The 24,013-nt window shown below is 46.9% G+C and carries 22 protein-coding genes; 1 reads left to right on the top strand and 21 read right to left on the bottom strand.

The features are described from left to right. Positions 1-102: 102 nt before the first annotated feature. The 17 genes from AC6B99_RS16470 to AC6B99_RS16390 all read right to left on the bottom strand — a co-directional run bounded on the left by AC6B99_RS16470 (position 103) and on the right by AC6B99_RS16390 (position 15,003). Positions 103-2,913: a hypothetical protein gene (locus tag AC6B99_RS16470; protein WP_496663771.1), complete on the bottom strand. Its 2,811-nt coding sequence runs from the start codon at positions 2,911-2,913 to the stop codon at positions 103-105. Further along, positions 2,913-3,809: a hypothetical protein gene (locus tag AC6B99_RS16465; protein WP_496663770.1), complete on the bottom strand. Its 897-nt coding sequence runs from the start codon at positions 3,807-3,809 to the stop codon at positions 2,913-2,915. Before AC6B99_RS16465 ends, AC6B99_RS16470 begins: the two co-directional genes overlap by 1 nt. 4 nt (positions 3,810-3,813) lie before the next feature. Continuing rightward, positions 3,814-5,229 (bottom strand): hypothetical protein, encoded by a 1,416-nt coding sequence (locus AC6B99_RS16460; protein WP_056032329.1) that lies wholly within the window; start codon positions 5,227-5,229, stop codon positions 3,814-3,816. Beyond that, positions 5,223-5,792 carry a phage adaptor protein gene (locus tag AC6B99_RS16455; RefSeq protein ID WP_496663769.1) on the bottom strand — a complete coding sequence of 190 codons (570 nt, stop codon included), beginning with the start codon at positions 5,790-5,792 and terminating at the stop codon, positions 5,223-5,225. Before AC6B99_RS16455 ends, AC6B99_RS16460 begins: the two co-directional genes overlap by 7 nt. Next, positions 5,789-6,175, bottom strand: a complete 387-nt coding sequence (locus AC6B99_RS16450; protein WP_056032335.1) for a hypothetical protein — start codon at positions 6,173-6,175, stop codon at positions 5,789-5,791. Before AC6B99_RS16450 ends, AC6B99_RS16455 begins: the two co-directional genes overlap by 4 nt. A 52-nt stretch (positions 6,176-6,227) precedes the next feature. Further along, positions 6,228-7,412: a phage major capsid protein gene (locus tag AC6B99_RS16445; RefSeq protein WP_056032338.1), complete on the bottom strand. Its 1,185-nt coding sequence runs from the start codon at positions 7,410-7,412 to the stop codon at positions 6,228-6,230. Positions 7,413-7,427: 15 nt separating this feature from the next. After that, entirely contained in the window at positions 7,428-8,111 is a 684-nt protein-coding gene (locus AC6B99_RS16440; protein ID WP_056032343.1) for a hypothetical protein, read from the bottom strand. 204 nt (positions 8,112-8,315) lie between these two features. Next, the gene (locus AC6B99_RS16435; protein ID WP_268795410.1) at positions 8,316-8,438 is read right to left on the bottom strand and encodes a hypothetical protein; all 123 of its coding nucleotides are present in this window, start codon (positions 8,436-8,438) and stop codon (positions 8,316-8,318) included. Position 8,439: 1 nt separating this feature from the next. After that, positions 8,440-9,030: a hypothetical protein gene (locus AC6B99_RS16430; protein WP_056032346.1), complete on the bottom strand. Its 591-nt coding sequence runs from the start codon at positions 9,028-9,030 to the stop codon at positions 8,440-8,442. Continuing rightward, on the bottom strand, positions 9,030-9,257 hold the full coding sequence (locus AC6B99_RS16425; protein ID WP_056032349.1) for a spike base protein, RCAP_Rcc01079 family: 228 nt from the start codon (positions 9,255-9,257) through the stop codon (positions 9,030-9,032). The genes AC6B99_RS16430 and AC6B99_RS16425 overlap by 1 nt, the downstream gene beginning before the upstream one ends. A gap of 36 nt (positions 9,258-9,293) precedes the next feature. Then, the gene (locus AC6B99_RS16420; protein WP_496663768.1) at positions 9,294-11,339 is read right to left on the bottom strand and encodes a portal protein; all 2,046 of its coding nucleotides are present in this window, start codon (positions 11,337-11,339) and stop codon (positions 9,294-9,296) included. 13 nt (positions 11,340-11,352) lie between these two features. After that, positions 11,353-11,676 (bottom strand): hypothetical protein, encoded by a 324-nt coding sequence (locus AC6B99_RS16415; protein WP_496663767.1) that lies wholly within the window; start codon positions 11,674-11,676, stop codon positions 11,353-11,355. Positions 11,677-11,691: 15 nt separating this feature from the next. Beyond that, positions 11,692-11,976: a hypothetical protein gene (locus AC6B99_RS16410; RefSeq protein ID WP_496663766.1), complete on the bottom strand. Its 285-nt coding sequence runs from the start codon at positions 11,974-11,976 to the stop codon at positions 11,692-11,694. Further along, positions 11,973-13,457, bottom strand: a complete 1,485-nt coding sequence (gene terL, locus AC6B99_RS16405; RefSeq protein ID WP_496663765.1) for a phage terminase large subunit — start codon at positions 13,455-13,457, stop codon at positions 11,973-11,975. Before terL ends, AC6B99_RS16410 begins: the two co-directional genes overlap by 4 nt. Then, on the bottom strand, positions 13,420-13,971 hold the full coding sequence (locus AC6B99_RS16400; protein ID WP_496663764.1) for a terminase small subunit: 552 nt from the start codon (positions 13,969-13,971) through the stop codon (positions 13,420-13,422). Before AC6B99_RS16400 ends, terL begins: the two co-directional genes overlap by 38 nt. A gap of 183 nt (positions 13,972-14,154) precedes the next feature. After that, a complete protein-coding gene (locus AC6B99_RS16395) occupies positions 14,155-14,583 on the bottom strand; it encodes a DUF722 domain-containing protein (protein WP_496663763.1) in 429 nt (142 codons plus the stop codon). Between the two features lie 174 nt (positions 14,584-14,757). Further along, positions 14,758-15,003: a helix-turn-helix transcriptional regulator gene (locus AC6B99_RS16390; RefSeq protein ID WP_056032367.1), complete on the bottom strand. Its 246-nt coding sequence runs from the start codon at positions 15,001-15,003 to the stop codon at positions 14,758-14,760. A gap of 108 nt (positions 15,004-15,111) precedes the next feature. Between AC6B99_RS16390 and AC6B99_RS16385 the strand changes: the two genes are divergently transcribed. Further along, on the top strand, positions 15,112-15,513 hold the full coding sequence (locus tag AC6B99_RS16385) for a helix-turn-helix domain-containing protein (RefSeq protein WP_496663762.1): 402 nt from the start codon (positions 15,112-15,114) through the stop codon (positions 15,511-15,513). Positions 15,514-15,646: 133 nt separating this feature from the next. On the opposite strand, the gene AC6B99_RS16380 is transcribed toward AC6B99_RS16385, so the two are convergent. From AC6B99_RS16380 to AC6B99_RS16365, 4 genes are all read right to left on the bottom strand, one after another. After that, positions 15,647-18,445 carry a glycoside hydrolase family 3 C-terminal domain-containing protein gene (locus AC6B99_RS16380; RefSeq protein WP_496663761.1) on the bottom strand — a complete coding sequence of 933 codons (2,799 nt, stop codon included), beginning with the start codon at positions 18,443-18,445 and terminating at the stop codon, positions 15,647-15,649. Positions 18,446-18,618: 173 nt separating this feature from the next. Beyond that, complete coding sequence (locus tag AC6B99_RS16375) at positions 18,619-19,494, bottom strand: sugar phosphate isomerase/epimerase family protein (RefSeq protein WP_496663760.1); 876 nt, start codon at positions 19,492-19,494, stop codon at positions 18,619-18,621. Between the two features lie 3 nt (positions 19,495-19,497). Beyond that, the gene (locus tag AC6B99_RS16370) at positions 19,498-20,838 is read right to left on the bottom strand and encodes a glycoside hydrolase family 125 protein (protein WP_494863616.1); all 1,341 of its coding nucleotides are present in this window, start codon (positions 20,836-20,838) and stop codon (positions 19,498-19,500) included. Between the two features lie 20 nt (positions 20,839-20,858). Beyond that, the gene (locus tag AC6B99_RS16365) at positions 20,859-24,011 is read right to left on the bottom strand and encodes an alpha-mannosidase (RefSeq protein WP_496663759.1); all 3,153 of its coding nucleotides are present in this window, start codon (positions 24,009-24,011) and stop codon (positions 20,859-20,861) included. Positions 24,012-24,013: the final 2 nt, after the last annotated feature.

Below are 24,013 nucleotides of genomic sequence, written 5' to 3'. Positions count from 1 at the left end.
ACTCTCACCTCCAAAAATAATAAAAAAAAGCCGTTTATTTAACGGCTGGCTTTACGGTTCCTCTTTGCTTCAATGAATACTGCTCTAAGAACTATTGCTAAATCAACTATCTCTAATCGCCTTCACTCCTGATCGGGTGTAGACCCTAATTGGGCTAGCCTTCGCATCACTTGTTGCCAACAGCTCAAATGCGCCAACGCGTGTTGGAGTTGTTATTCGCATGGAGGAGCTTCCAGATTCCAGAATACTTGGATGATAGATGGGCAGTCTATGCACACGAGAGGTTCCCTTCACATTCAAAAACTCTAGCGTGTGGTTTAAAAGCAAGGACAATGCGCTTAATATTTCCCCGCCCCAATAGGTATACCAAATATCATTACTAGGATCGACAGACCATGTCCCGCCTACTTGGCTGGTCGGTGTATTGGGGTCAACATAAAACCTGTCCAAATACCTTAAGCTTCTGGTAATAATGGTAATAATGACAGAATCATCTCCTCCTGCCAGATGGGCATACAGCGCTGTGCGCAGTAATAAACCCGCCATATGTGTCTCATCATAGTTTCCATAAGGAGCTCCATTTGCAGGAAAATCGGTTAAAATTTTATTCTGACTGCTGGTCCAGTACCTATTAATCATATGGAGAAAATCCAGTGTCAAGGTTGCGGCCACTTGATTATCGGGGTCCAAATACCATGTCCTAGCTACCGTGTCAGCTGTCCGATATTGAAAGCCTGCCCAGGTTGTATTTGGATCTGGCCCGTCCCATGTGAACGTATTTTTAGCTCCGTAATCCTTCGAATCCCATCTATCCCATAAATAAACGGGGGCAAAACCGCCTCTTACCCCTGTAGCTGCATAATAAGCATCTGCCGCATCTGATAAAAAGTCCAAGACGACATTTACCCCCGTTGACTCATTAAGCTTCTCCCAAATGTACGGAGCCTGGTAACCGGAATATGGCATTCCTCTCCAATTCATAATTTGATTGTTTTCTGTTCCAAAACCGAAAGGTGCCACCCATGGCGTATAGTTCAGAACCGGAAGGGGATACGGTCTTACGTATTCAATCGTCAATTTATGGGCTGCTGGTTCATTATCATTAATGCAAAAGGTAGATATATTGGTTTGAAGCGGCATCTTCTGCAGCACTCCGATATAGACAATCTCACACCAGGCCTGAATATTTAATCCATTCAGTGCGTAATTCCGCACACGCCCACCCGCCGGCCTTGTCACACCTGATATATCCACCTCCTGATAATCTGCCAGCACAAAATCACTCCAGGAGAGAGCCACCGTGCCAAAAGATGATCGATCTGGCAGATTGGCAACCCAGCCTACGCCATTGGCATCTGTTACGACCATGCCCATTCCATTTCCACGATATTGCATCGGTAAAATCGTACTAGGCATCCCTTCGGCAAAGGTTAGAAAATACTGCGCCCAGCCGGTGTAGGTATATACAATCTCTTTAGGAATCGGTGTTCCATCTTCATCCGTTTCCGAGTAGTCTATGATGGTGCCTTTCTCTTCACCCCGAAAAAACTGAAATCGCCGCGCAGTCGCTCCCAATGATGTAGAAACATCCGTGTAGCTCACTGTGCTATGCGAACTTTTTACGATAAAGCCACTCTGGCTATCCGGTCTATAATACGCGCTCCATCTAACCTGACTAGCATTATAAAAATCTGTATACCGCAGCGATACGGTTTGAAGGTTATTCCCGCCAATAAGCTGCAATCGAGCCTCCCAATATTGGTCATAATGCTCTATATTAGGTATGATGACGGCTTTAGCCGTTAAGGGAATATCCGAAGCTAATCGCACATCTATATACTTGTTAGCATTATCCCATTTTTCCTGTATATTCCCTTTGCCAATTTCCACAGATTTATAATTGCCGTCCGCTTTTACCTCTAGCACAATATGTCCACTTGGCTTTCGATAAGACCTTGTTTTATTGGCTCGCATATCATAAATATAAGTACCTGCTGAGTTGAGAGCATCGGTACTGCTCGTATCCAAGGCCAAATAATCATTATTCACAGTAATTTGATGTGACATATAAATCATATTTTTAGTTGCTTCTCTTGCCTTATACCATTTTGTGTTTCCTGTAAAACGGTATAACAGTTCATAACAGTCATAAGACCAAAAGAGGGAATCAACCGCTGCACCTTTTTCACCATCTTTATATTTACGCCAAATCGGATACGCGTCGAAAACTTCATTTTTATGGATAATCGGCCCGGTAAGTGTTGATAGTGCCACATATAAATCGCCTGTAAAGTTTGAACGAAGCCTAATTAATGTTCCAGACGATACAGGTTCAAAATAATAAACATCATATTTCGTGCCGATAATATCTGCTGTTGGGCTATCCCAGCTCAATCGGCTGTCTAATGAACGGGCAGAAAATACTCGGTTTACATCTTTAGAGGTATAGCCTACACCGCCAGCAAAATGAATAACATCATCCAAAACGAATTCCTCAGAGGTTGCTTGACTCTGCTTAGCATTAACAAGCCAGTAAGGAACCCATAATTGGTTGGTTACATTGGGCTCAGGAAGAGACATGCCGCTGTAATAAACCCAATCCAGTGAAGAGGCAAGATGAAGAGCCTTATCCAGCCACTCTCGTTCATGAGTCGTTCCATACATATCCAAATAACCCCGCAAAGCTAAAAATTGTCCTTCTGAGGTTCCTGCATAGGCTGGAAAATAACCGCCACGCCCTACTTCATTATGAAAATGCGCTACGGTAACTCCCTCTGAGTTCGTAATATTAGGCAAAGCATCCCTTGTATACTTCGTTAAAAATTGACTGTAGCCTTTTATCCATTTTCCAATCTTGGGGATGGAGAAAGCGATGGATTGAGAAGTAAATAATCTGCTTTTATCAACCGCCATTACAAGTCACTCCTAAACCACATCTGACCGACAGCCGGACTAGCCGGATCGGAGGTGCGCACGTCTATGCCAACCCCTACACCACTCTCTCCCACCTTTAGCTCAACCAATTCTCCATTTGACTCACGGTAATATTGAATAGCAATACCGTCTGTCAGCTTACGAATGAAACTTTTCCCTCTATTGCCGTTGCCATTTCCTGATCCCAACTGAAACTCAGGCAAATACTGCCCATCCTTCAGTTGAAAGCTAATCGCGGATTTCACCAACTCATTATAAACGTACTGCATAACCCCCCAGCTTGTTGGCTGAGCGGTAACAGCAGTTTTAGCTGAGTTGGTCCAATATAGTAAGTTGCCATAGCGGTCTCTAGCCTGTTCTATTGAACTCCCCGACCGGCTGGCAGTTACCCACTCGGCCGTCTGCCCTCTTATACGAATATAATTAACATCCGAAGTATCGCCATTTAAATACTTTTTCACCTTGTCACTTGTTTCCAGCTGATCCACCGTAAGCTCGGCGATATACCCCTTATCCGCAGCTAATACATTCGTTATCGTTACATTAGATACAACAAAATCAATTTCCGCCTCTACTGCCGCAAGAAGCTCCGTTATTTTTATTTTATCTACTGTGATAGAGCCAGCAGCAATATTGTCTGAGGTGATGGTTCCCGCTGCAATCTGGTCTGAAGTAATCGTCCCTGCTGCAATCTCATTAGCTGTTATAGAACCAGCCTCAATATTGTCGGCTTTAATTCCCCTTGCACGGATATTTTCAAAATCTAAATTGCCGTTTACTAGATATTTCACGGTTTTTTGCAGCTTAGCGAGCTGCTCAAAGGAATCCTCTATTGTACCAACCTCTGCCGCAACACGTATGCTTTGCGTGGGCATACCATCACCTCCTTGTAGGCAACTGACGGAGCTGCCTTGTAATTTCGTGAATCGTCACTCTTCCCGTTGCTACAATTTTAAGCCTTACACTATTGGCAGCAGCAATACTGTTAATAGGAACTAAAATCTCCTTATATCTAATGCCTGTGTCGGTTGATATGATAGGCAATGGTATCCAACTGTTTCCTGTTGGTTGTCCGCTAATAAGTATTTGAAGTGTACTTCCGGCTGCTAAAGTAGCGACAACCCAAAGCCTAAACCAGTGCTGCTTCCGCGCCAGACTGTCTGCCGTGAATGGCTTTGTCACCGCCGTCGCTGTAATAACTCCTCCTGCATCTGTATCTGCTCCTAAACGCAATATTCTTCCTGTTGCATCGCCAACATACATATAATCGCCAACGCGAAGCATCTGCATTGCAGAAATGCCGTCCCATGTATACCATGCCTGATGAATAGGATCAAGCTGCAGGATACAGTTGATTTGAGAGGAGGTGTCTAAAGGCACACCAAAGTACAGGCTTGCCCCATCGTTTCCAGCAACACTTTTGTGAATATTTGCTTTATTGGCATTGTTTATGATGGTCTGTATAGGCATAGAGTAATCCTTACGAGGACGAATCCCTCCGCTATACCGATAGATCCCATCCCTCGATATGAAAGGAAGTGTCTCATCATAAGCAATAATTGCCTTATTGCTTACGGCTCCAATATCAGAAGCTACCTTATCCATGCTGTAGCTTTGCGGGCCCTTGCCATATAGCTCATGCATACTGGAGGGCTTAAAGACGGTCAAGTGTCCATTGCCTGCATTCAGCCCATTAATCGTCTCGCCATCTGGCGTATCAACCGCAATCTCGCCCGCATCATCTACGGTTGTCCAGTCGTCGGCTTCATTAAGTGCTGAGAACCGAATAGAATTGCCGATTGCACAATATAGTCGATTAGAGTGAGTCGTAATAAAATTGCCTCCTGCTGGAGCATTTGCAAGGTTTTGAACAGTTACTCCGTCATATCTTTTTATAGCATCAATGCCATTTGACCCAATTAAATTAATTCCTGACAAGTTGCCTTTAAAGTTGCAGAAGGTCCATTCCGCAGCCGTATTAAGTCCTGATGCAAGAATAGTCCATACTACTGTATCCCACTTGCGCCAAGTTCCATCTGAAAATACGGCATGCAGCTCCTTCCCTTTCCAAGCCCCCATACCCAGCACAGAGCCAGAACCATATGCCCCAATTACCGTGTATCCCTTACGAGTTGTAATAGCTGGATATTTGTTGGCGCTAAAATTAGTAAGCTCAGTGAAAACGTCATCTGGCAAGTTAAAGCCCTCATCATCGGGTTTGAATATCCCGTTAAACGCTCTCACAGGTATTGGATCGGAAACGCCCCGTATGCCTTGCCACATGCGATCTACCACAATGTCGTCTCCTTTACTCTCCTAATTCCCATAGTCTTAATATCCCTCTGTGCATCCTGCAAAAGGGATAAAAATTCAGCGCGGAAGTTATTGAGCATATCCACATCTTTCTGCAGTCCGGCAATCCATGCGGCCGCATCATAAATGTAAAGCCCATGGTAATCTTCAGGAAGCCCTGGCGTATCAGTCAGGCGACCTGCACTTAGTGCAGGAGGACGCTGTCTATACAACAGAACAACCTCTGATTGAATAGGGTTCGGCTCTAAATAAAGCTTGCCGCCAATCATTTTTGCATGTAAATTTGGCGCCCCTTGCAAATTAGGCGATATTTTTGTATAGCTCATTCCCCCAACCGTAATCATCTGAATACGATCTTCCGGACAATCTGCGGGCAGCACATATCCATTAACTGCAGTTGTTACAAAAATATGTTCCTTATTAGGTAAAGGAAATGATCGAAAAAGCCGTCGAGAGAGTTCATTGAACCTGCCGACTATTTCAGCATCGGTAAGGTCATTGAATATCTCTAGCCGGACACGTTCGATTAACTCTCCTACGTTCATGTACTTGCACCGCCAATCGATACGGAATATTTATCGCCGTTATACATATCCTTGGCAAAATCCTTTGCCAGCTGTTCCTTGCGCTGTTCCATATGATGCTCCCTCATTTCGTCAGCCTTCTCGATTACAGCCGAAGCGCTAAAACCGTTAGCGGTATGGATTTTACGAATGTGCGTGACAACGCGGCTCGACAGCTCGGGAAAACCACTCTGTGGCAGCTTCATAACCGCAAGCTCCGTCCAGCCATCTATAATTAAATGTTCTCCTGTATGAGGATTCCACATTAAATATAGATGCTCATCATAGGCTTGCAATTGTGGCTCAACGTCATATAAATCATTAATCATCACTCTGGTAAAACCGTCTTTATAGTGTCTATTCATTGATCCTCCTATAAAAAAGGGGCCCGAGGGCCCCTTCATTTTGATGCTTAAATTAATAGCCAGTCGGTTCGTTAAGATCTCCCAATTCGCCAAACGAACGACGATTATGGCAAACCATCGTCTCGTAGCAAAATGCTGTTGCCTCGTAGGCAGCTTTGTTAGGGACTCTGCTAAACATACTGCCGTCTTCATCCATAAAGGCAAGCTGCGATGTATAGTATAGGCCCAGATCATCCCAGTTTCCAGCCCAAATACGTTTTGCTGGCATATAGCGATCAACGATCAGCGGCATACCGTCAAACTCAATCGCTTTATAGCCGCCTTCCAGCTCCATGGGATTAACAAAACGCTTCATAGAAGTAAGAGACGCCTCATAAGCTGCACGAACACCATGGGAGCAAGCAAGCCATTCCACTTTTTTGCCACTCACAATATCCAGCCGATCGAGCAGTGAACGAATAAGCGTATCGGATACCGCTCTGCCTGTACCGCCGTTCGCCATTACAGTGGACTGCCACCATGTATATGTGGCTGGATCAAGCGTTTGCAGTGCTTTAGTCTTGCTGATGATACCCGCCAGCCCCATTGGCTCCAAGTTAAATGCGCCAGTAGATACCGCAATTTGACCAGCCGTCGTTGCAACTGCTGCTCCGCTGATTGTAATTGTTTTAGCATCGTAATCAACCGAGGTGATCGTACGACCCGTTGCAGCTGCAGTATTTGGCAATGTATAAATATCGATAACCTGGCCGACAAAAAACAAACGGACATCATCTACGTTAAGTGTCGTTGATGCCGACTGAGCTGGAAATGCCGCCAATTTACCACTTCCGTCACCTAGGGAAACACGACGCATGTAGTTTTGAAGGTCTGTTGTTAAACCTTTGACCTCGCTTGTCAATGCACGAATATATGACGTTTCGTCACGTTTGGAGGCTTGAATGGTAGCGTTGGATACTTGAAGTCGGCCATGAACATAGGCAACGTTACCAGAAGAGCCTTTGTAGCCTTGTTGACCCGCGCTTGGCAGATCACCCATTTCTGTACCGGCCCCTACACCGCTATTACGGCCAAAGTGATGGGCGATATAAAAGTTTTTGCCATCACCATCAATTTTCTCGGCCTTATCCTTCAATTTTTTAATAAAGTAGTTGGAACCGTTATTGACCTGCTCCTGCACCTCAGGCAAATAATCAATTTTTAGAGCTTCTTCAATAGTGGACAATGTAGCTGGCATATATAATTCCTCCTCTTATTCTGCATTCCGAGATGCTTTGATTCGCTCAATCGCTCGAGCTTCTGCCCCTTTGAATCCTCCACCTATTTTGGTGTTGGATAGAGCGGCTGCACCTGGTGCGCTGTCTGTTTTTACTCCACGTTTGGAGTTAAGATAATCTTTAATGGCATCCTCTTTAGCTGAGGAAAGCTTAGACTCTAGAGCATCTGCTTTCATAGCTTTGAAAGCAAACTCAGGCTTTGCAATTTCATTCTCATGCATATACTTCCAAAGCTCCTCATGGTGAAGGGAATTGCCATCGATTTTCTTATCGATACAAAATTCCTTCAGCATGTTTTCGAAGTCCTGAACCGCTTGCTTTTGACTCTGTTCCGCCTCCATTTCATCCGCTCGTGCAGCCTTTGCCTCAAGCTCCTCGATACGGCGCTTCACTTGTGGAGAAACATTTTCCTCTTCTGCGCGATCCTGCAGTTCAATCAGCTCAATTTGCTCCTTAAGGGTCATAATATCGTTTATACCGCTGGCCCGCTGGAGATACTCGGCAGCCTGTCGATACATGTCATGATCCTTGTATTCCTTGCGAATTTGCTCAATTTCATCCTCCTTTTCCAGCCGCCATTTCTCTTGAGCGGCTGCGAGTCTTTTAGCAAAAGCAATATCCTCCTTGCCCTGACCTTCAGTAACCTTTTGAATATTCACTTAACCTACCTCCTCCTTCTTCATACTCCCCGGCGTCAGGAGCTAATTTAACGCCCGATTTTTCTGTCTTTGTTCCTCAAATAAATGAAGCTTTAAATTGAAAAACAGTTTTGACATAGTCATTACTCGAGTTATGCGGCGGCCATAACCTATTAACGCCCGCAGATATAGTGAACGGGCTACAAGACTGTCACTTGTAGCCCGTTACAGGGTTTCGATTACAAATTCAGTTTCACGTTCCTCAACTAACTGCCAATCGCCATTATAGTCAGGACGGTATGGGTCATCGTCAGTGCCGGTACCAATCTTACTTACCGTAATAATCATTTTATAAGGCCTCCACTTTAAAATTATCAAGACGACAAACCGAACCCGCAGACTCCAAACCAACACGTGTTGGCGTCTGAAAAGTGGTGTCTGTCACAGTCACCTTGAGCTCGTTATTGTAATAGCCTTGAAACTGGTTTCCGTTAACTATAATTTTCAAAGTATCTCCATCCGTAGGCGTAACGGAAAATGAAGAGAGTGACGTGGTTGATCCAGCTAATCGTCGCTGCATAAATACAGTGTTCGAGCTCAGCACAAACCTATACCAGTTAGCGGAATCAGTAAATCTGAAAACCAGGCCCGAACGATTGACCCGTACCGCGAGAGAAATTTCCGCCTTATAATCCGTAAAGCCTGCATCTACTGTAGCGTAATTTTCCGTACCTGTAGGCGTATACGCACGTTGAGATTGAATCCCCCATGTGCCTGTGTGGCTTGTCCACGGCTGTCCCGTATCTGTAAAACCTAAAACAGAGCTATTATCATCACGGTCAAAGCTATCTGTGGCAATAAGCTTGCTGGATCTGCCGCCCGCTAAGCTATTTGATCCGTTAAGGCTAATATTAAGTCCCAGCCCCAGCCAGACCCCCATTAGTAAAATCCTCTTATTCCTGCTGCTGTCGTAGATGTTGCTAGTACCTTTACTACAGAAATAGGATACATGCCGGTGGGCAAGGCGGGAATAATCGCTGTAGTACCGTCGAACATCTGCACATTTAGATCGCCTCCAGTTCCTACATAAATAGCACGGGTAGCCTCAAAAAGATTGCTGTCGCTAGGTGCAATAACCTTAATGCCTACCGCTGGTCCATCATGCATATGGATATCCCCTTTCACTTTTGATATTATTTTCCACTATACTCTCTGTCCATTCTGCTGCTGTTGAGCTTCAGCCAAAGCTTGCTTTTCCAATAAAGGTGCATTCAGCCGGCTTACGTGCTCCTCATAGTGCTGATCGACAAGTGAACGCAGCTCTGGCGGCATTTCACGATAACGGCCTGATTTTCTAAACGTATTATGGACGTAAATGTGTACCTCGTCGTCGTCGCTATCCCATAAGCTTGGTATATCCGGTGGCTTCGGAGGCATATATGGCGCCCACTGCTCATGCGGTATACCCGCTTGTTGAAGCTGCTGCTGAATAATCTGTGTCTGCTCGTTGTACATGTTAAGCATCCGCATAAACTCAACATTATCCTGCAAGTCTTCAAAAGCTTTATTTTCAAGCTTAGCGTTATTACTGTCGAGTGCTTCTTGCTCGAATAATGCTGTAGAATCTCCCATACCCATCAGACGCAATAATTTGGCCGGATCAGGTGTCCCGTCCTTCTTGATAATTGCCCCTGCTCCCCACATAGTCATCACCCGTTCCTGCTGCGCCGCCTTCATTTCTGGCAGGCTGGAACCTTGAACAATGTTGATGTCCTCAAAACCCGTTAAGTCAGAGCCACTAAAACTAATCAGTTCAATTTCATTATCCTCACCCAGCAGCCTTGACTGGCGCTCCTCCGTGTAATGGTCCTTAAGCAGCCTCAAAATACGCTGCATAACCTTTTTCATTCCTTGCTCATAATTCTGGGAAGCTACGGCTAGCTTTTCATTCTCCTGCTCTACCATAAGCTCTAAGCCGCCAAGCGTATCAAGTCCAGCAGGCAATCGCCCTTGTGATACTTCGCGAGCTCCGCTCATATCATCTAAATCAATAGCATTTTGGACCAGTTCCTGGCTGTAGAATGACGGAATGTCTGGAGCGTATATCCGTTCGGGCTTAGCATTATTAATTGGGTTATACGAAATAATACCTGCAATTTCATTGGTTAAGTCTTCTTCATCTACTCCACTGCCTATTGGGTTCAGCCACATCGAGTTACCCAGTCTCCTAGCATGAGTGGCGACCATTGATCTTAGAACATTAATTTCACGCTGCGGAGCCAGCATATCCGTTACAATGGCATCGTATTGAATAGACCCCGGTATTGGAATATAGCCAAATAGCTGATACGGCAATTCTCCGGAGTTTTCACTATAATCAAGCTCCTGGCCATTGCAAACCGTAATTTTTGCTCCTGCAGGGTATCGTTTGCAGGGCTTATACCAAAGCTCATAAACGATAGCCTGATTTTGCAATCCCCTATTGCTATAAGCGCCTCCCCCGTCCAATGACGTTTTAGCTATGTCATAGCGGTTGAGATAATCTATATTGGCATCAGGGCTGACCTGTACACCGTACTCTTCGTAGATTTCATCTACATCGCGAGCCTTTCGCTCAATGATCCAGCGTATCTCTTCTTCAGTGGTCGCTGCAGGATCTGCAAAAATAGTTAAAGGGTCACACACTCGAGCACGAATAGCTCCTTCATTCACGGACTTGCTTCCACCCTTTACCCACTCCTCGTAACCTGGCTCGCCTTCGTTTGGTGTGAGATCCATTCCCACTTCACTATCGAACCAGGTTTTGACCCAGCAGCGCTTCTGAATCAGCATATAGAGGAACATATCTTTCGTTTTCCTGCTTAAATCAAGCTCCTGCCAGAGAACATGCATATATTTGTCTGCTGCCTTGGCAGCATCAATGTCTGTCTGATCCTTGCTTCCAGGGATCACATCGAATTTAAGCTTGTTTTTTATATGCTTGGCGAGCAAAGCCATAATTCTTGGCCTGATTTTATTACGAGTCACTCTTATCTCGCCAGACGGCTGTGACATAGCCTGAACACGACGCTCTCCACTATTCCAGCCTATCCATTGATTGCCAAGATAATAATTTATATTGACAAGCTGTTGACGAATATCCGTCCAGTTTTCGGCGCTTTTAAATAATAGATCAACACGATCAGGAGTGAGCCGTTTGGGCTCTTGTCCTACTGCGTTCGCATTAGTAATGGCATTTTGTTTAGACACGGCTCACGCCCTCCTATTTTTGCATCTGAGCAGCTAACACTGCTTCTCGCAAACGCTGGTCGCCCCATTGTGGTACATAATGTACCTGGTTCGTCTTCAGCCACTCGATCAACTCTGAGCGCTCCATCGCCTGCATTTCCTCTACTTCAATTCCAGATTTATCATTATTATTAGGATTAATAGTAATTGTGTGATGAGGAACAATAACCTCTTCGATTTTCACTTCGACGTAGCCATAGGTAGGATCCACCTCTGCCCGGCGCTCATAAGCATCTCTAGCATCTGCGGCCGCCCCGTAACGCTCATCAAATCCACATGTATATTTAAATAAATTCATGCTCTATTAACCTCCTTAAACTGGCTCGAGCGGTGCTCGCTCTGTCATTCCCAGTTTTGTTTTTAATATCTTGACTTCCGCATGCTTAAATTCGCCAAATGATGGGGCTTGGATTCGATCAAGCAATTGCTGGCGCTCCAATAACCAAGCCTCCCGCTCATTAGTCCAGCGCTCAAACAAATCAGCATTTGTACGCTCATACATACTTCCCAATCTTTCCACATGCATCAGAAGCATTACGATTAGCCCGATTTGCGCCAGTGCACTAATCAAAATAACTAGCAGCAGTTCCTTATTCATAGTGGCTGAATTCCTTTCTTTTTCTTTTTCCCTTGATTCGCAATGTTTCGCCTAATACGAGCCTCTAAGCTATTATCGCTATCCTCTCCAAGCTTTAGGTTGCCGCCAAAATAAATAAAGCGATGGAGCGCTTGGCTCATCGCATCTACTTGATCATCATGTTTTCCGTTTGGAAAACTGGCAGCTTCTTCAACAAAATCATTTACCCATGTCTTTCGAGGCAAATAGACATTTCCCGATTCAATGTAAGCTGATACGGCATTCACCCTTGAAACCTTTCCACCTTCTGGATTAACGGCCACAATGCCTCCTATTTGCCCCTGCAGTGTCTGAATGATCGCCGAACCATTGGCCTTATCTTCAATCAGCTTAACGGCTGCATCAGGATACTTCATGCAAATATTCCGTATGCTTTGTATTGTGGCAGGAAAATTGAGCTTCGCTCTAATCTGATCGACCAAATACATGTTTGCCTGATTTTTTCCCCATACTTGTATAACCACATAATCACTATCGGCCTCATCCTTAAAGGCAGCATCCACAGAAATAAGAAGTGATGCAAAAGGTGGGGCATTTTCGTAGTATCTCCACCACTCACGCTTGAGAAAGCTGCCTTCCGCCGCACTTGGGCGCTGCTGATAGAGAGCGTTAAATACCCTTAAACCTACATCCATCCTGATCTGGTCCATACGATGCTTGTCGAAACCAAACTCAGGCCATAGAGGCTGCCCCTCCTCTCTGCCTAGATAATCATCTTTTTCTGCCAAAGCTGGAAAGTTAATGACTGTCCACTTTTCCCCGCGATGAGTTCCTTCAGCAATCGCATCGGCCTCTTTTTTGAGCAGCCTGCCGACAAGATCATCCTCATGCCAACGGGTCATGACGACAATGATGCGTCCATCTGGCGTTAAACGAGTGTAGAGGGTTGACGTATACCAATCCCAAATCTTGTCTCGCATGGTTTCGCTATCCGCTTCCTCCGCATTTTTTACTGGATCATCAATGATAGCAATTTTTGCGCCCTTGCCTGTAATTGCCCCGCCCACTCCAGCTGCTGTTACACCGCCCCGATAGCCTTCAATTCCCCAAGACTCCGCAGCTTTATTAATAGGGTCAACACTCACTTCAAAAACATGTTTATTAGCCATTAACGTATCGCGGGCAATTCTCGAAAAACCTCGGCTTAAATCTACAGAATAGGAGGCCAAAATAATTTCATCTACCGGATTTCGTCCAAGATGCCAAGCCGGAAATTTTTTACTGACCCGTTCGCTTTTGCCATGCCGTGGCGGCATCGTAATGATTACCCTTTTCAGCTCGCCTGATGAAACCTTAACAAGTGCCTCATCCAACACATCCAAATGTTTCCCTTCCTTGTCATGAAACTTGCTATCATAGTCAACAAAATAGCTAAAATCAATATAAGCCCGAGCACATTGAATTTCATCCAGTGTCGGCAGCTTTTCCAATGATTTGTTCAAGCTGTTCCAGCTCCTTTGCGCTAAGCTTCCGCAAGTCATGACTATGAGAATGGACCAGTTGCCCCTTTAGCTCGAATTTGTCCTTAAACATCCCAAGATGACGGCCTATCTTCTCAAGGGCACTTACCTTATCATGCAGCTTAAACTTCACACTGCCTCCAGAGCCAGTAACGGTCTGACTGACCTCGGCTATGCATGCTGCTTGATCAGATGTGAGCATCTCTGAATTAATAAGCGATACGCCGTTATTCCCCCATGTTGTAAACATTCGCATATCACTAAATCCGATCTTAGCTAACTCATGCAGAACTCTATCCTGTGTAATTTCAGTACGCTGCTCTCGTTCTTTCATCCGTTTTTGAAGCGTTTCTTGGATATTAGCATTAGCTAGTAGTCTTGATCCCTGATCTCCTGCTGTCTTCATGCTATAACCAGCACGTCTGGCCGCAGCAGCCGCATTTAAATCAACAAGATATTCATCTATAAACCGGGTCTGTCTAGCTGTAAGAGACACTACATATCACCTCACTCCTTGTTCATGTTTAGCCAAAACAGTATATAGAAAAATAAAAGGCCACTCGGTTAGGAGTGACCCCGTGATAATGTATATAAGACTTGCATGTGCCGCTTATATTTTATTACCACACTAACATAATAACACGGTTTATAAGGCCAAAAGTGCCATCATAGTGCCAACTCATCTCCAACCCAGTTTTTCTGCAACAGCATTTACGATTTCATCTCGCCAACGCAGCGCTTGCCTTCGGCTGACATGCAAATGATCAGCCGTCCCATCCCACGTTAAGGGTTGCGATCTCGTCCAGTAACGAAGCTTAATAAGCTCTCTCTTTTCGAAAGGCAGCCTTTCGACTACCGTTTCAATCGCATCAACAATATTTTGCAGCTGCTCTAGTTTCTTATGGCTGGTTAAAAGCAGCGCTGCACGTCCTGTTGGGTCACCAGGCAAATTACTTCGACCTCCACCAATGTTCTCATCGTCTCTATATCTTCCATGCAGAATTTCATTCCTCAGTCGAACAATTTCCTTTTGGGTATCCTGATAAGCATAAAATTCACTTTCCACATGCTGAAAAGTTCCCTTTTTAAGTTTAGGCTCTTTAATCATTGATCGTTCCTCCTGTTTTCTCAACTGTTGTTCTCTACTTTATGCACCACTGCTGTAATAGCAATTTAAAAGTCAATTTAATTGACGTACAAGTTAAAAAAATGAGTTTACTTAAAAAAACAATTTGCGTCAATTAAATTGACTGTGTATAATGAAGAAAATATTATGGCTGGTTTAATTGCCAGCAAACTCAATATCCTGGTCTGCTAAATCAGGAAATAGCGTTTCCGCATTTGTTCCAAAATATTTAACTAATTTAAATAGCAGCTTAGCATCGGGATTAGCTCTTCCATTCTCAATATGTCGAATATGGCTCTCAGTAACGCCTACTGCGAATGCAACTTCGCGCTGCGTTTTTTTAAAGCTTTTACGATAGTTGCTAAATACCATTCTTTTCACAGCACTACTCTTATTTTTCATCTGTTCACCCCACTTCAGTGACGTTTATTTAATTGACGTTAAGTTATACTACCACGTCAATTAAATTGGCGCAATATATTTAAAAATCATTTTTTGGAGTTGATTCATTTGGATGATATTCAAAAAAAAGAAATGGGCATGCGCATTAAGGCTCTTCGAGAGAAACGGGGGATCTCACAGGAAGAATTAGCAGAAATACTTGGCATGAAACGAACTAATATTTCGAACTATGAAGCTGGGCGAGCTGTACCCCCAGGCAATATTATAAGGGATTTAGCAACAGAACTTCGAAGCACATCCGATCATATACTTGGAATAGAATCTGACCATATACCTAGCTGGGCAAGCTCTAAAGATATTTTGGACTTTAAGAAGATGCTTGAAGAGGAACATGAAATTATGTTTGACGGTGTGTCAATGAATGCAGCGGATAAGAAGCGGGTAAATGATATTTTAACAGGCCTTTTCTGGGAGGCTAAAGAAATGAATAGAAAAGAGAAGAAGAAATAATATAACCAATGATATAAGAAAAAACCTGCTTATCTCCTTTATAAAAAGAAAGAGATAAGCAAGTTCTTGAAAGCCGCGTTATTTTCATAAATATTTGAGCAGCAAAGCTTAGTCAGCTCAACCTCTATTTAACCTACACCTGTTTAAACTCAATCCACTCTATCTGCAAGCCCGGCTTGATGAATTCCAGCTTCAGCTCATAGAAGCCGGCTTCGAGCTCGACTTTCACAAGCTTCTGTTTGATCCATTTGCCTTCGGTTCCATTCGTTTGAATGGTCGTCATCAGTTGATCGTTCAGCGTTACATTACAAGCACTTTGAGCCAGCTCCGTCTCTGGGGACATAATGCTGACAATGATCCGGTATTGCCCAGCTTGATCCACCTGCATATAGGTCGATTCGGCCGCGGAAGGCTTCACCTGTGCATTTTGGGAAAGTACTTGCACTTGCTCTGAGGAAGCTGCTGCTGCAAGCGAAGCATTTGCCTTGAACGCTTCAACCGTCTCTACGATTTCGTGTTTTCTCGAAAATACCGGCGCGTTCATGATGAACGTGCAAATATTTATGGCAGAGCGCTGCAATTCGCCGCGGGTCAACGTGCCATTTTCAAGCGATTCGATCGTATTGTCATCCCAGCCATTGATTTCCGCACCGTAGTTCGGCACCACCATATACAGATCGTTCTGCGCACGAACCATCCAGTTCGTTAGTTTGCGATCCGCTGGGCCGCCACTCACGACATCGTTCATGATCGCCCACCAATCCGTCATCACGATGCCTGTAAAGCCCCACTCGCCGCGAAGAAGCGTCGTATTCAGGTCATAGTTGGAAGCGGCCCAATGTCCGTTAATCGGATTGTAGGAGGTCATAATCGAATTCGCGCCGCCTTGCTTCACGGCGATTTCAAAGCCTTTCAAATAAATCTCCCGAAGAGCGCGTTCAGAGACGACCGCATCTACCTTGCTGCGATGCTTTTCCTGATTGTTGCAGGCAAAATGCTTCAGCGTCGCGTTAGAGCCGCCCTTCATAATTCCTTTCGTACATGCTGCCGCAAACATTCCGGAAATCAATGGATCCTCCGAAAAATATTCAAAGTTCCGTCCATTAAGCGGACTGCGGCGAATATTCAGACCCGGCCCGAGCAGCGTATCGATGTTGTTTCTTAATAGCTCCTGGCCTTCCATCACATACAGCTCTTCGACCAGCTCCGTATTCCACGTTGCCGCGAGCAAGGTGCCGATTGCGACCTGAGTCGCCTTCTGACCGCTATCCATCCGAATGCCAGACGGGCCGTCTGCTGTACAAGCAACAGGAATGCCATAGTTGAACAACTGGTCGCTGACTCCGCCGAAAGCCGAAGCCGTTCCCGATGTAACGAGCGGGCTGCTCATGCCCTCGCCCCTGACGATTGCCGCCAAATCCTGATCGCTAAGCTGCGCGATGAACGTTTCCATGCCGACTTTACCCTCAAAAACATCCCTTAACGCATGTCCCTGATTGCCCGTCTGCGCTAGCGTTGCAGGTAGATGGGTCTCAATCCGTTCCGCCATAGAAATCTTCCGCTGCGGCACCTCTACGGAGCTAAGCTCATAAGATCCGTCTTGCTTGCGAGCGCCCGGCTTCATTCTCGTAAAGCTTTCCGTCGGCGCCATCGCTTCTTGCAGCTGATCTACAACTTGAAGAGCCTCCACGACGTAGCCGTTTTGACCCTCGACAGCTACTTCTGCCACCTTTTTCACACTCGTTCCTACATAAAAACGGTAAGTGCCCGCTTCCAGCACATAAGCGGAAGGATTTCCCGTCACACCAGCGTCATCATAGGAAGCCATAGCAGCAACAGGGAAGCTCACCGTAAGACGCTGCGATTCGCCCGGCTGAAGCGATTTAGTTTTCCCGAATGTGACCAGCGCTTTAACAGGTTGGCCCAGCTTGCCTTGCGGCGCTTCGTAGTAAACCTGCACCACTTCTTTGCCCGCGTAGATAGTTCCCGTATTCGTTACATTGACGTCGATTTCAACGTATTTTTCGCCAGCATTGGTTGTCAGCTTGGCATCCTCCGACTTGATGTCGAATGAAGTATACGAGATACCGTAGCCGAACTCAAACTGAACCTTATCCGGACAAAACGTCTCAAAATAACGATATCCCACATAGATATCTTCCTCATAGACGTTTTTAAATTCATTTCCATAATTGCGAGTCGATGGATAATCGTTGATGGAATAAGCGATTGTATCCGTCAATTTGCCGCTTGGCGTTACATCACCAGCCAGAACATCGGCGATCGCATTGCCGCCTTCCATGCCGCCCTGCCAGGAGTAGATGACACCTGCAATAGGATGCACGTAGCTTTCCTCGTTCAGCCAGCTCATATCTATAATGTTCGATACATTGAGCACTACAACGGTTTGTTCAAAATAAGCCGTCACCTGCTTCAGCATCGCTTTCTCATCCACCGTTAATTGGTAGCTTCCTGCTTCATCGGCATTGTCTTGGTCTTCCCCTGCGGTACGCCCGATGACCACGATTGCCTTGTTCGACTTCCTTCTTGCTTCCGACACCAGTTCATCCGTTAAAGGCATTTCCTTCTGATGCCATGGCTCAGCTGCCCAGCCGCCACCGCCGTTGTCGAATGGATTTTCCTCAATCCATTTCTCATAAACAGCGGCTAGCGCTTCATTGACAGCAGCATTCTTCTTGCCGCGAAGCCCACCTAGCAGATTTGTTGTATAAGTAACATGAACACTGCCGCCCGAACCGGTACCGCTGCGATAATAGTTAACCTGGGTTCTGCCAAAAACAGCAACGTTGTCGCCATCCTTAAACGGAAGCACCTGTCCTTCATTTTTCAATAATACGGCGCCCTCTGCGGCTACCGTTCGGCTAAACTCTGCAAAACCTTCTAATGGAACTCCAATACTTTGTGTACTCAATTGATTTCCTCCTGTTTCTCTCAACCTCTATATCCACCCTCTTACTATACAAGCATCCCTTCTATAAAAGCAAAACCTCTTATTTATGAAAACAATCCTTCACACGCAAAAAAATCCCGCTATCATCTAGCAGGATTCATTCACTAAGCAATTATCTCTTTCCTCTCCCTCCCCTACCTGTATTTGCGAATAAAATCAACCGCTTTACGAATATCAAGCTCCGGCTGCGTGCCTACCTCGCGCTCAATCGTCAAATAACCGGTATACCCAATGTCCTGCAGCGCCTGAAAATAGCGATTAAAATCGACTCCGCCCTCTCCAAGCGGAACTTCGCGGAAAAACAAGCCAGAGGAAACCATCTCTGCGATTTTCTCATGATCCATAGGCGCATACCCGACCGCTCCGTAAACGTCTCTCGGATCAACCTCCTTAAGGCGAACGCCATCCTTCACATGGGTATGGACAATATAATCCTTTAATAGATGAACGCCTTGCACCGGATCATCGCCCGTCACCATGACCATATTTGCCGGGTCAAAATTAACCGATACGCCGTTCGTCGACAAGGTGTCGAGAAACGCTTTTAAGTCGGCCGCCGTTTCAGGGCCGGTTTCAATGGCGAAGTAGGCTCCGACGCTTTTGGCATATTGGCCTAGCTCCTCGCATGCGGTATGCATCGTATGAAAAGCAGCGGAGGACGAATCGTGCGGCGCGATGCCAATATGCGTCGTTACAATCGTCGTGCCGAGGTCCAGCGCCAAATCGACGATACGCTTCGATTTTTCCACTTTCCAGCGATTATCCTCCTTGACCCCGAAGCCATGACCGCCTAAATCGCCGACCAGTGCAGAAATTTCCAAGCCGAGCGATTCTATGTAGCTTCTTAACTCCTTGCGTGCCGCAGGCGACAAATTTTCCGGGTCCATTTCCCCCTTAACCGCATAAATCTGTACGCCTTCCGCGCCGACCTCCTTGGCTTTCACCAATCCCTCTCGCACGCCCAGCCCGAAGCTGTCTACGATTACGCCTATTTTATTCGTTAATTTCATCGATTAATTTTCCTCCTGTTTCGGTTCCAAAATCCCCTTTGCCATCGCCTTGTAAACAAGCTGTGAGAACAGGCTGTTCGACCATGCGAACCATGGACGGGTAAATTGGTGGGGATCGTCGGCATGAAAGCCCTCATGCATAAAGCCCGTATCAGCATCCGTCGCTTCCAGCACTTTAATGATAGCAAGCATTTCCTCATCGCTCGCGGCCGTCAGCCCCTGCATCGATAAAGCCATAGGCCATATGTATCCCGGCGGCGTATGGGGGCTTCCAATTCCTTTAGCAGCTGTTCCTTCATAATAATAAGGATTTTCTCGGCTCAGGATGAAGCGCCTTGTGTTTTGGTAAATAGGATCATGAACATCGGTGTAGCCAATGTACGGAATGGAGAGCAAGCTTGGCGTACCCGCATCATCCAATAGGCAGTAATTGCCGAAGCCATCCGTTTCATAAGCGTAGATTCTGCCATACACCGGGTGATTGTACATCCCATAAAGCTGTATGCCATGACGGATCTCTTCCTCCAAAATCGCCATTTCCCGCACAAACGCTTCGTCGCGGAATACCCATCTCGCCATTTCCTGCATTTGAGCGAGCGAGACAGCGGCGAACATATTCGCCGGAATATTGTAATGCAGCTCGCAAGCGTCGTCGCTTGGACGAAAGCCTGACCACACCATGCCCGTATAATTGACAGGCATTCCGAGCCCATCATTGCGCAGCGTGTCTATGGCCGGGCAGTTGGAGCGTTTGAACCGGTATGCCGATTGCTCGGCATGGCGCTGCTCTGTTTTCCATACGTTCACAATAGAACGCAGCGCTTGCTTGAACTGCTCGTCGAAAATATCAGTGAGCCCTGTTTCCTTCCAATACCTATAGGAGAGGCGTATCGAAAAGCATAGCGAATCCAGCTCGAATTTCCGCTCCCATACCCAAGGGGACATTTCCGTATCGTCATTCGCGTCCCAATGCCAATGATTTGCCGTTTCATTAAAAGCATTGGCGTATGGATCAATCGCAATATACGTCATATGACGCTTAATCAGTCCCGAAATGAGCCGCTGCAATCCCGCATCCTCTTTGGCAAAAGGCACGTAATGAATGAACTGCTCCACTGAATCCCGCAGCCACATCGCCGGAATATCGCCCGTAATGACGAAGGTCGTACCGTCGTCCATCAACTTCGTAGTCGTTTCCAGCGTATTGGGGAAACAATTGCGAAATTGCTGCTGGAGCTTCGGGCGATGGGCCAGCTTGACCTCCGCTTCCTCCAGCACCTTCATTATGGCTTCTGGCAGCACCAATTGCGGCAGCTTTACCTTCGGCAGCTTAAATCGTTCCATAACCTACAGCTCCCCTCCGCCTACTCCTGATCCTGTTCCCGTTCCAATGAAATGAGCTTCACCGTTTTTATTTCAAAAGGCTTGAAGGCCAGCTCGAATGCCCCTCGCTCACATGGCAGCTGCTCCATTTTATCCTCAAGCAAATTCACGATAGACGCCCTCACTTTCTCCTCCGGCCACTGGATACGCACCGTCTCTCTACCGCCTGATGATTCATAAAACCGCAGCACGGTTCCAGTCCCGTCCTCGGAAGCTTTAATCGTGTCCAAAATAACATGCTCGCTTTCAAAACCCAGCCATGCATGCCGTGCAGGAAATGCGGGAAGCGCTGGAACCGCAGGGAGTGCAGGAAGCCCTCCTCTGTTCGGCTGCCCTGCTGCCGTCATGACCGGATGATTTAATTCCATTGCTCGGCGAGCTACGTGAGCGCCCCGCCAATCCGCTTGATGAGGCAAAACAGAATAAGTGAACTCGTGCTCGCCTTGGTCCGCATGTTCATCTGGCCATTTCGGCGCGCGCAGCAGCGATAAGCGAATCGTCTGGCCCTTAATGTCGTACCCATATTTGCAGTCGTTCAGCACACTCAAGCCGCCGTTGCCCTCGGAAATATCGGCCCAGCGATGTCCGCACACTTCAAATTGCGCCTGCTCCCAGCTCGTATTGTTATGCGTTGGCCGCTCCAATGCACCGAATGGAATTTCATACGTCGCTTTCGCAGCAACAAGGTCAACCGGGAACGCTACCTTGAGCAATTTATGGCTCTCTGTCCAATTCACCTTCGTCTGAAAATCAACGCGGCGCTGATGGCGATACAATATCATATCCTGGCTAATTTCCGAATCATTCAGCTTCCAGCGGAAGCGAAGCACATCCTTGGTGCCCCCTCGCTGCACAACTTCTTTCGAGATCAGCTGCACAGTGCCGGCACGCTGCGCTTCAAAGCGCGGATCGATATCCCATGCATCCCAATAGGTCGGTTTATCATGAAAAAATTGCAGCTCATTTGCTTTATCACCCGGCTTCAGCCACTCCCGCTGCACAGACTTGTCATACCAACGGGTGATTTCTCCTGCATCATTAAATGCTAGCGTGTAAAAATCCGTCTCCCAAACGGCAGGAAAGGCCTCATCTGCTTGCGTATCCTTGGCGTCATCTGCATGCGCTGACACACGCAGCCATATCGTTGTATAACCGAAGGCCGGGATAGACGGAACGTACACGGATACCATCTGGACATCCCCACTCCGCTTGACATCGCAAGCCAGAAGCTCCCCGTTCACATCAACAACAGACAAGCCGCTCATTTCAGCGCTGCATGTCAAGCTGATTACTTCTCCGCGTTCCCAGCCCAGGCTGTTGAACACGATGTAAGGCAGCCCATCACCATCTGGCGCTATGCTGCCTGCAATGGCTTCAAGCGAGCGGTTGAGCTCAGCCGTCCCGATCTCCATCACCTTCGAATACTCCTCTGTAGACGTCACATAGGCTTCAGGAATAGATGTTCCCGGAATAATATCATGGAATTGATTGAGCAAAATGAGCTTCCAGCCTTCATCGAGTGCCTCCGTCACTGCGCTAGATAGCCCAGCGAACTGCGCCCACAGCTCCGCTTCACGGTACAGCACCTCCGCCTTGCGGTTGCTTCGCTTATTTCTTGCATGCGTCGTGTAAGTTCCGCGATGCAGCTCCAAATACAAATCGCCATGCCACTTAGGCAGCGCTTGCCCGTTTTTTCCGATTCCTTCAAAAAAAGCTCCGGCCGTGCTGAACCTGCTGACAGGCTGCCCGACCATAAAAGAAGACCGCTCGGCAAACTCGACCATTTCGTTCGTTACGCCGCCGCCACCGTCCCCATGCCCGTAAAGCAGCATTTGCTGCGGATGCAAATGCTTCTGTTTGTAAGACTTCCAATGTTCATCGACATCCTTTGGACGGGTATGCTCATTTACCCCATGGTTCAAATAGGCAATGACAGAGGTGCCGTCGATGCCTACCCAATCAAACAAGTCATAAGGGAAAGCGTTCGTGTCATTCCAATTGAGCTTTGTGGTCATAAAATACGGGATATCCGCCAGCTTCAGCATTTGCGGCAGCGACGCGCAGTAGCCAAACGTATCAGGAAGCCATTCGATGTTGGAGCGTTTGCCGAACTCTTCCTTATAGAAGCTTTGACCGTACAAAATTTGCCGCACCAGCGACTCGCCGCTCGGAATGTTCAAATCCGGCTCGACCCACATGCCGCCGACCAGCTCCCAGCGCCCTTCGGCGATCCGCGCCTTAATCCGCTCATACAATTCGGGATAATGCTCCTTCACAAAGGCATACAGCTGCGGCTGGCTCTGCGAATAGATGAACTCGGGGTATTCATCCATCAGCGTACATACCGTCGAAAACGTGCGGCTGGACTTGCGAACCGTTTCGCGGACAGGCCACAGCCACGCAATGTCGATATGCGACTGGCCGACCAAATGCATAAAGCCGCTGCGGCCGCCTTCCAAATCTTCTTCCTGCACCTTCTGGGCAAGCAACTGCTCCAGCCCGTTCACCCACTCAGCCTCATCCCAGCGCTGCGGCTCCGCATACATCCGATCCATGATGCGATGTATCGCACCCACAAGACGATTTCGCTTCATATCGCTCTCCGGCAGCGCGTTCAACGACTCCGATAACACCGTTACGCTGTACATCAAGCTTTGCAGCGGTTGATTCACTCGGACGAGCGCCGAGCGGATGCCAGCGATTGGCGGCTGAATGACCGCCTGGCGATTCAGCGGATCATGCGGCTCAGGAATCGGATCGTACAATTCGATTTCCAGCAGCGGCGCACTCCCTACTCGGCCCACCGGAAGCGGCACATACCAATGATTCCGGTCGAGCCCATGATAAGGAGCCCCGTTCACCTTCAGCAGCCCCTCCCCGCCCGCTTCGAAAATGAGACCAACCGCGTCTTGATGCCAAGCCTGCGGTATATCTGCTTTTTTCGTTAAAAAATAAGTCGTGCCATGTGTACTGTAAAGAGGATTCACATTTTGCACACCGACATTTTGCTCATCCAGCACGTATTCGCCGGGCCGGATATATTTCGCTTTTTGCATATGCCACTGCGGAAGCTCCACCTTATCCAGCCACTGCCGCTCGGCCATATCCTGAATGAACCGCTGAATTCGAATCATGG

The organism is Paenibacillus liaoningensis, from assembly GCF_059609455.1.
This window is presented reverse-complemented; position numbering and strand designations above follow the sequence as displayed.

Bases quoted from the DNA above. Each gene is read 5' to 3' on its own strand.
- AC6B99_RS16395 (WP_496663763.1), bottom strand. From the start codon at position 14,583: ATGATTAAAGAGCCTAAACTTAAAAAGGGAACTTTTCAGCATGTGGAA.
- AC6B99_RS16455 (WP_496663769.1), bottom strand. From the start codon at position 5,792: ATGAACGTAGGAGAGTTAATCGAACGTGTCCGGCTAGAGATATTCAAT.
- AC6B99_RS16430 (WP_056032346.1), bottom strand. From the start codon at position 9,030: ATGGGGGTCTGGCTGGGGCTGGGACTTAATATTAGCCTTAACGGATCA.
- AC6B99_RS16450 (WP_056032335.1), bottom strand. From the start codon at position 6,175: ATGAATAGACACTATAAAGACGGTTTTACCAGAGTGATGATTAATGAT.
- AC6B99_RS16465 (WP_496663770.1), bottom strand. From the start codon at position 3,809: ATGCCCACGCAAAGCATACGTGTTGCGGCAGAGGTTGGTACAATAGAG.
- AC6B99_RS16390 (WP_056032367.1), bottom strand. From the start codon at position 15,003: ATGAAAAATAAGAGTAGTGCTGTGAAAAGAATGGTATTTAGCAACTAT.
- AC6B99_RS16425 (WP_056032349.1), bottom strand. From the start codon at position 9,257: ATGCATGATGGACCAGCGGTAGGCATTAAGGTTATTGCACCTAGCGAC.
- AC6B99_RS16415 (WP_496663767.1), bottom strand. From the start codon at position 11,676: ATGAATTTATTTAAATATACATGTGGATTTGATGAGCGTTACGGGGCG.
- AC6B99_RS16470 (WP_496663771.1), bottom strand. From the start codon at position 2,913: ATGGCGGTTGATAAAAGCAGATTATTTACTTCTCAATCCATCGCTTTC.
- AC6B99_RS16410 (WP_496663766.1), bottom strand. From the start codon at position 11,976: ATGAATAAGGAACTGCTGCTAGTTATTTTGATTAGTGCACTGGCGCAA.
- AC6B99_RS16445 (WP_056032338.1), bottom strand. From the start codon at position 7,412: ATGCCAGCTACATTGTCCACTATTGAAGAAGCTCTAAAAATTGATTAT.
- AC6B99_RS16365 (WP_496663759.1), bottom strand. From the start codon at position 24,011: ATGATTCGAATTCAGCGGTTCATTCAGGATATGGCCGAGCGGCAGTGG.
- AC6B99_RS16370 (WP_494863616.1), bottom strand. From the start codon at position 20,838: ATGGAACGATTTAAGCTGCCGAAGGTAAAGCTGCCGCAATTGGTGCTG.
- AC6B99_RS16375 (WP_496663760.1), bottom strand. From the start codon at position 19,494: ATGAAATTAACGAATAAAATAGGCGTAATCGTAGACAGCTTCGGGCTG.
- AC6B99_RS16435 (WP_268795410.1), bottom strand. From the start codon at position 8,438: ATGATTATTACGGTAAGTAAGATTGGTACCGGCACTGACGATGACCCA.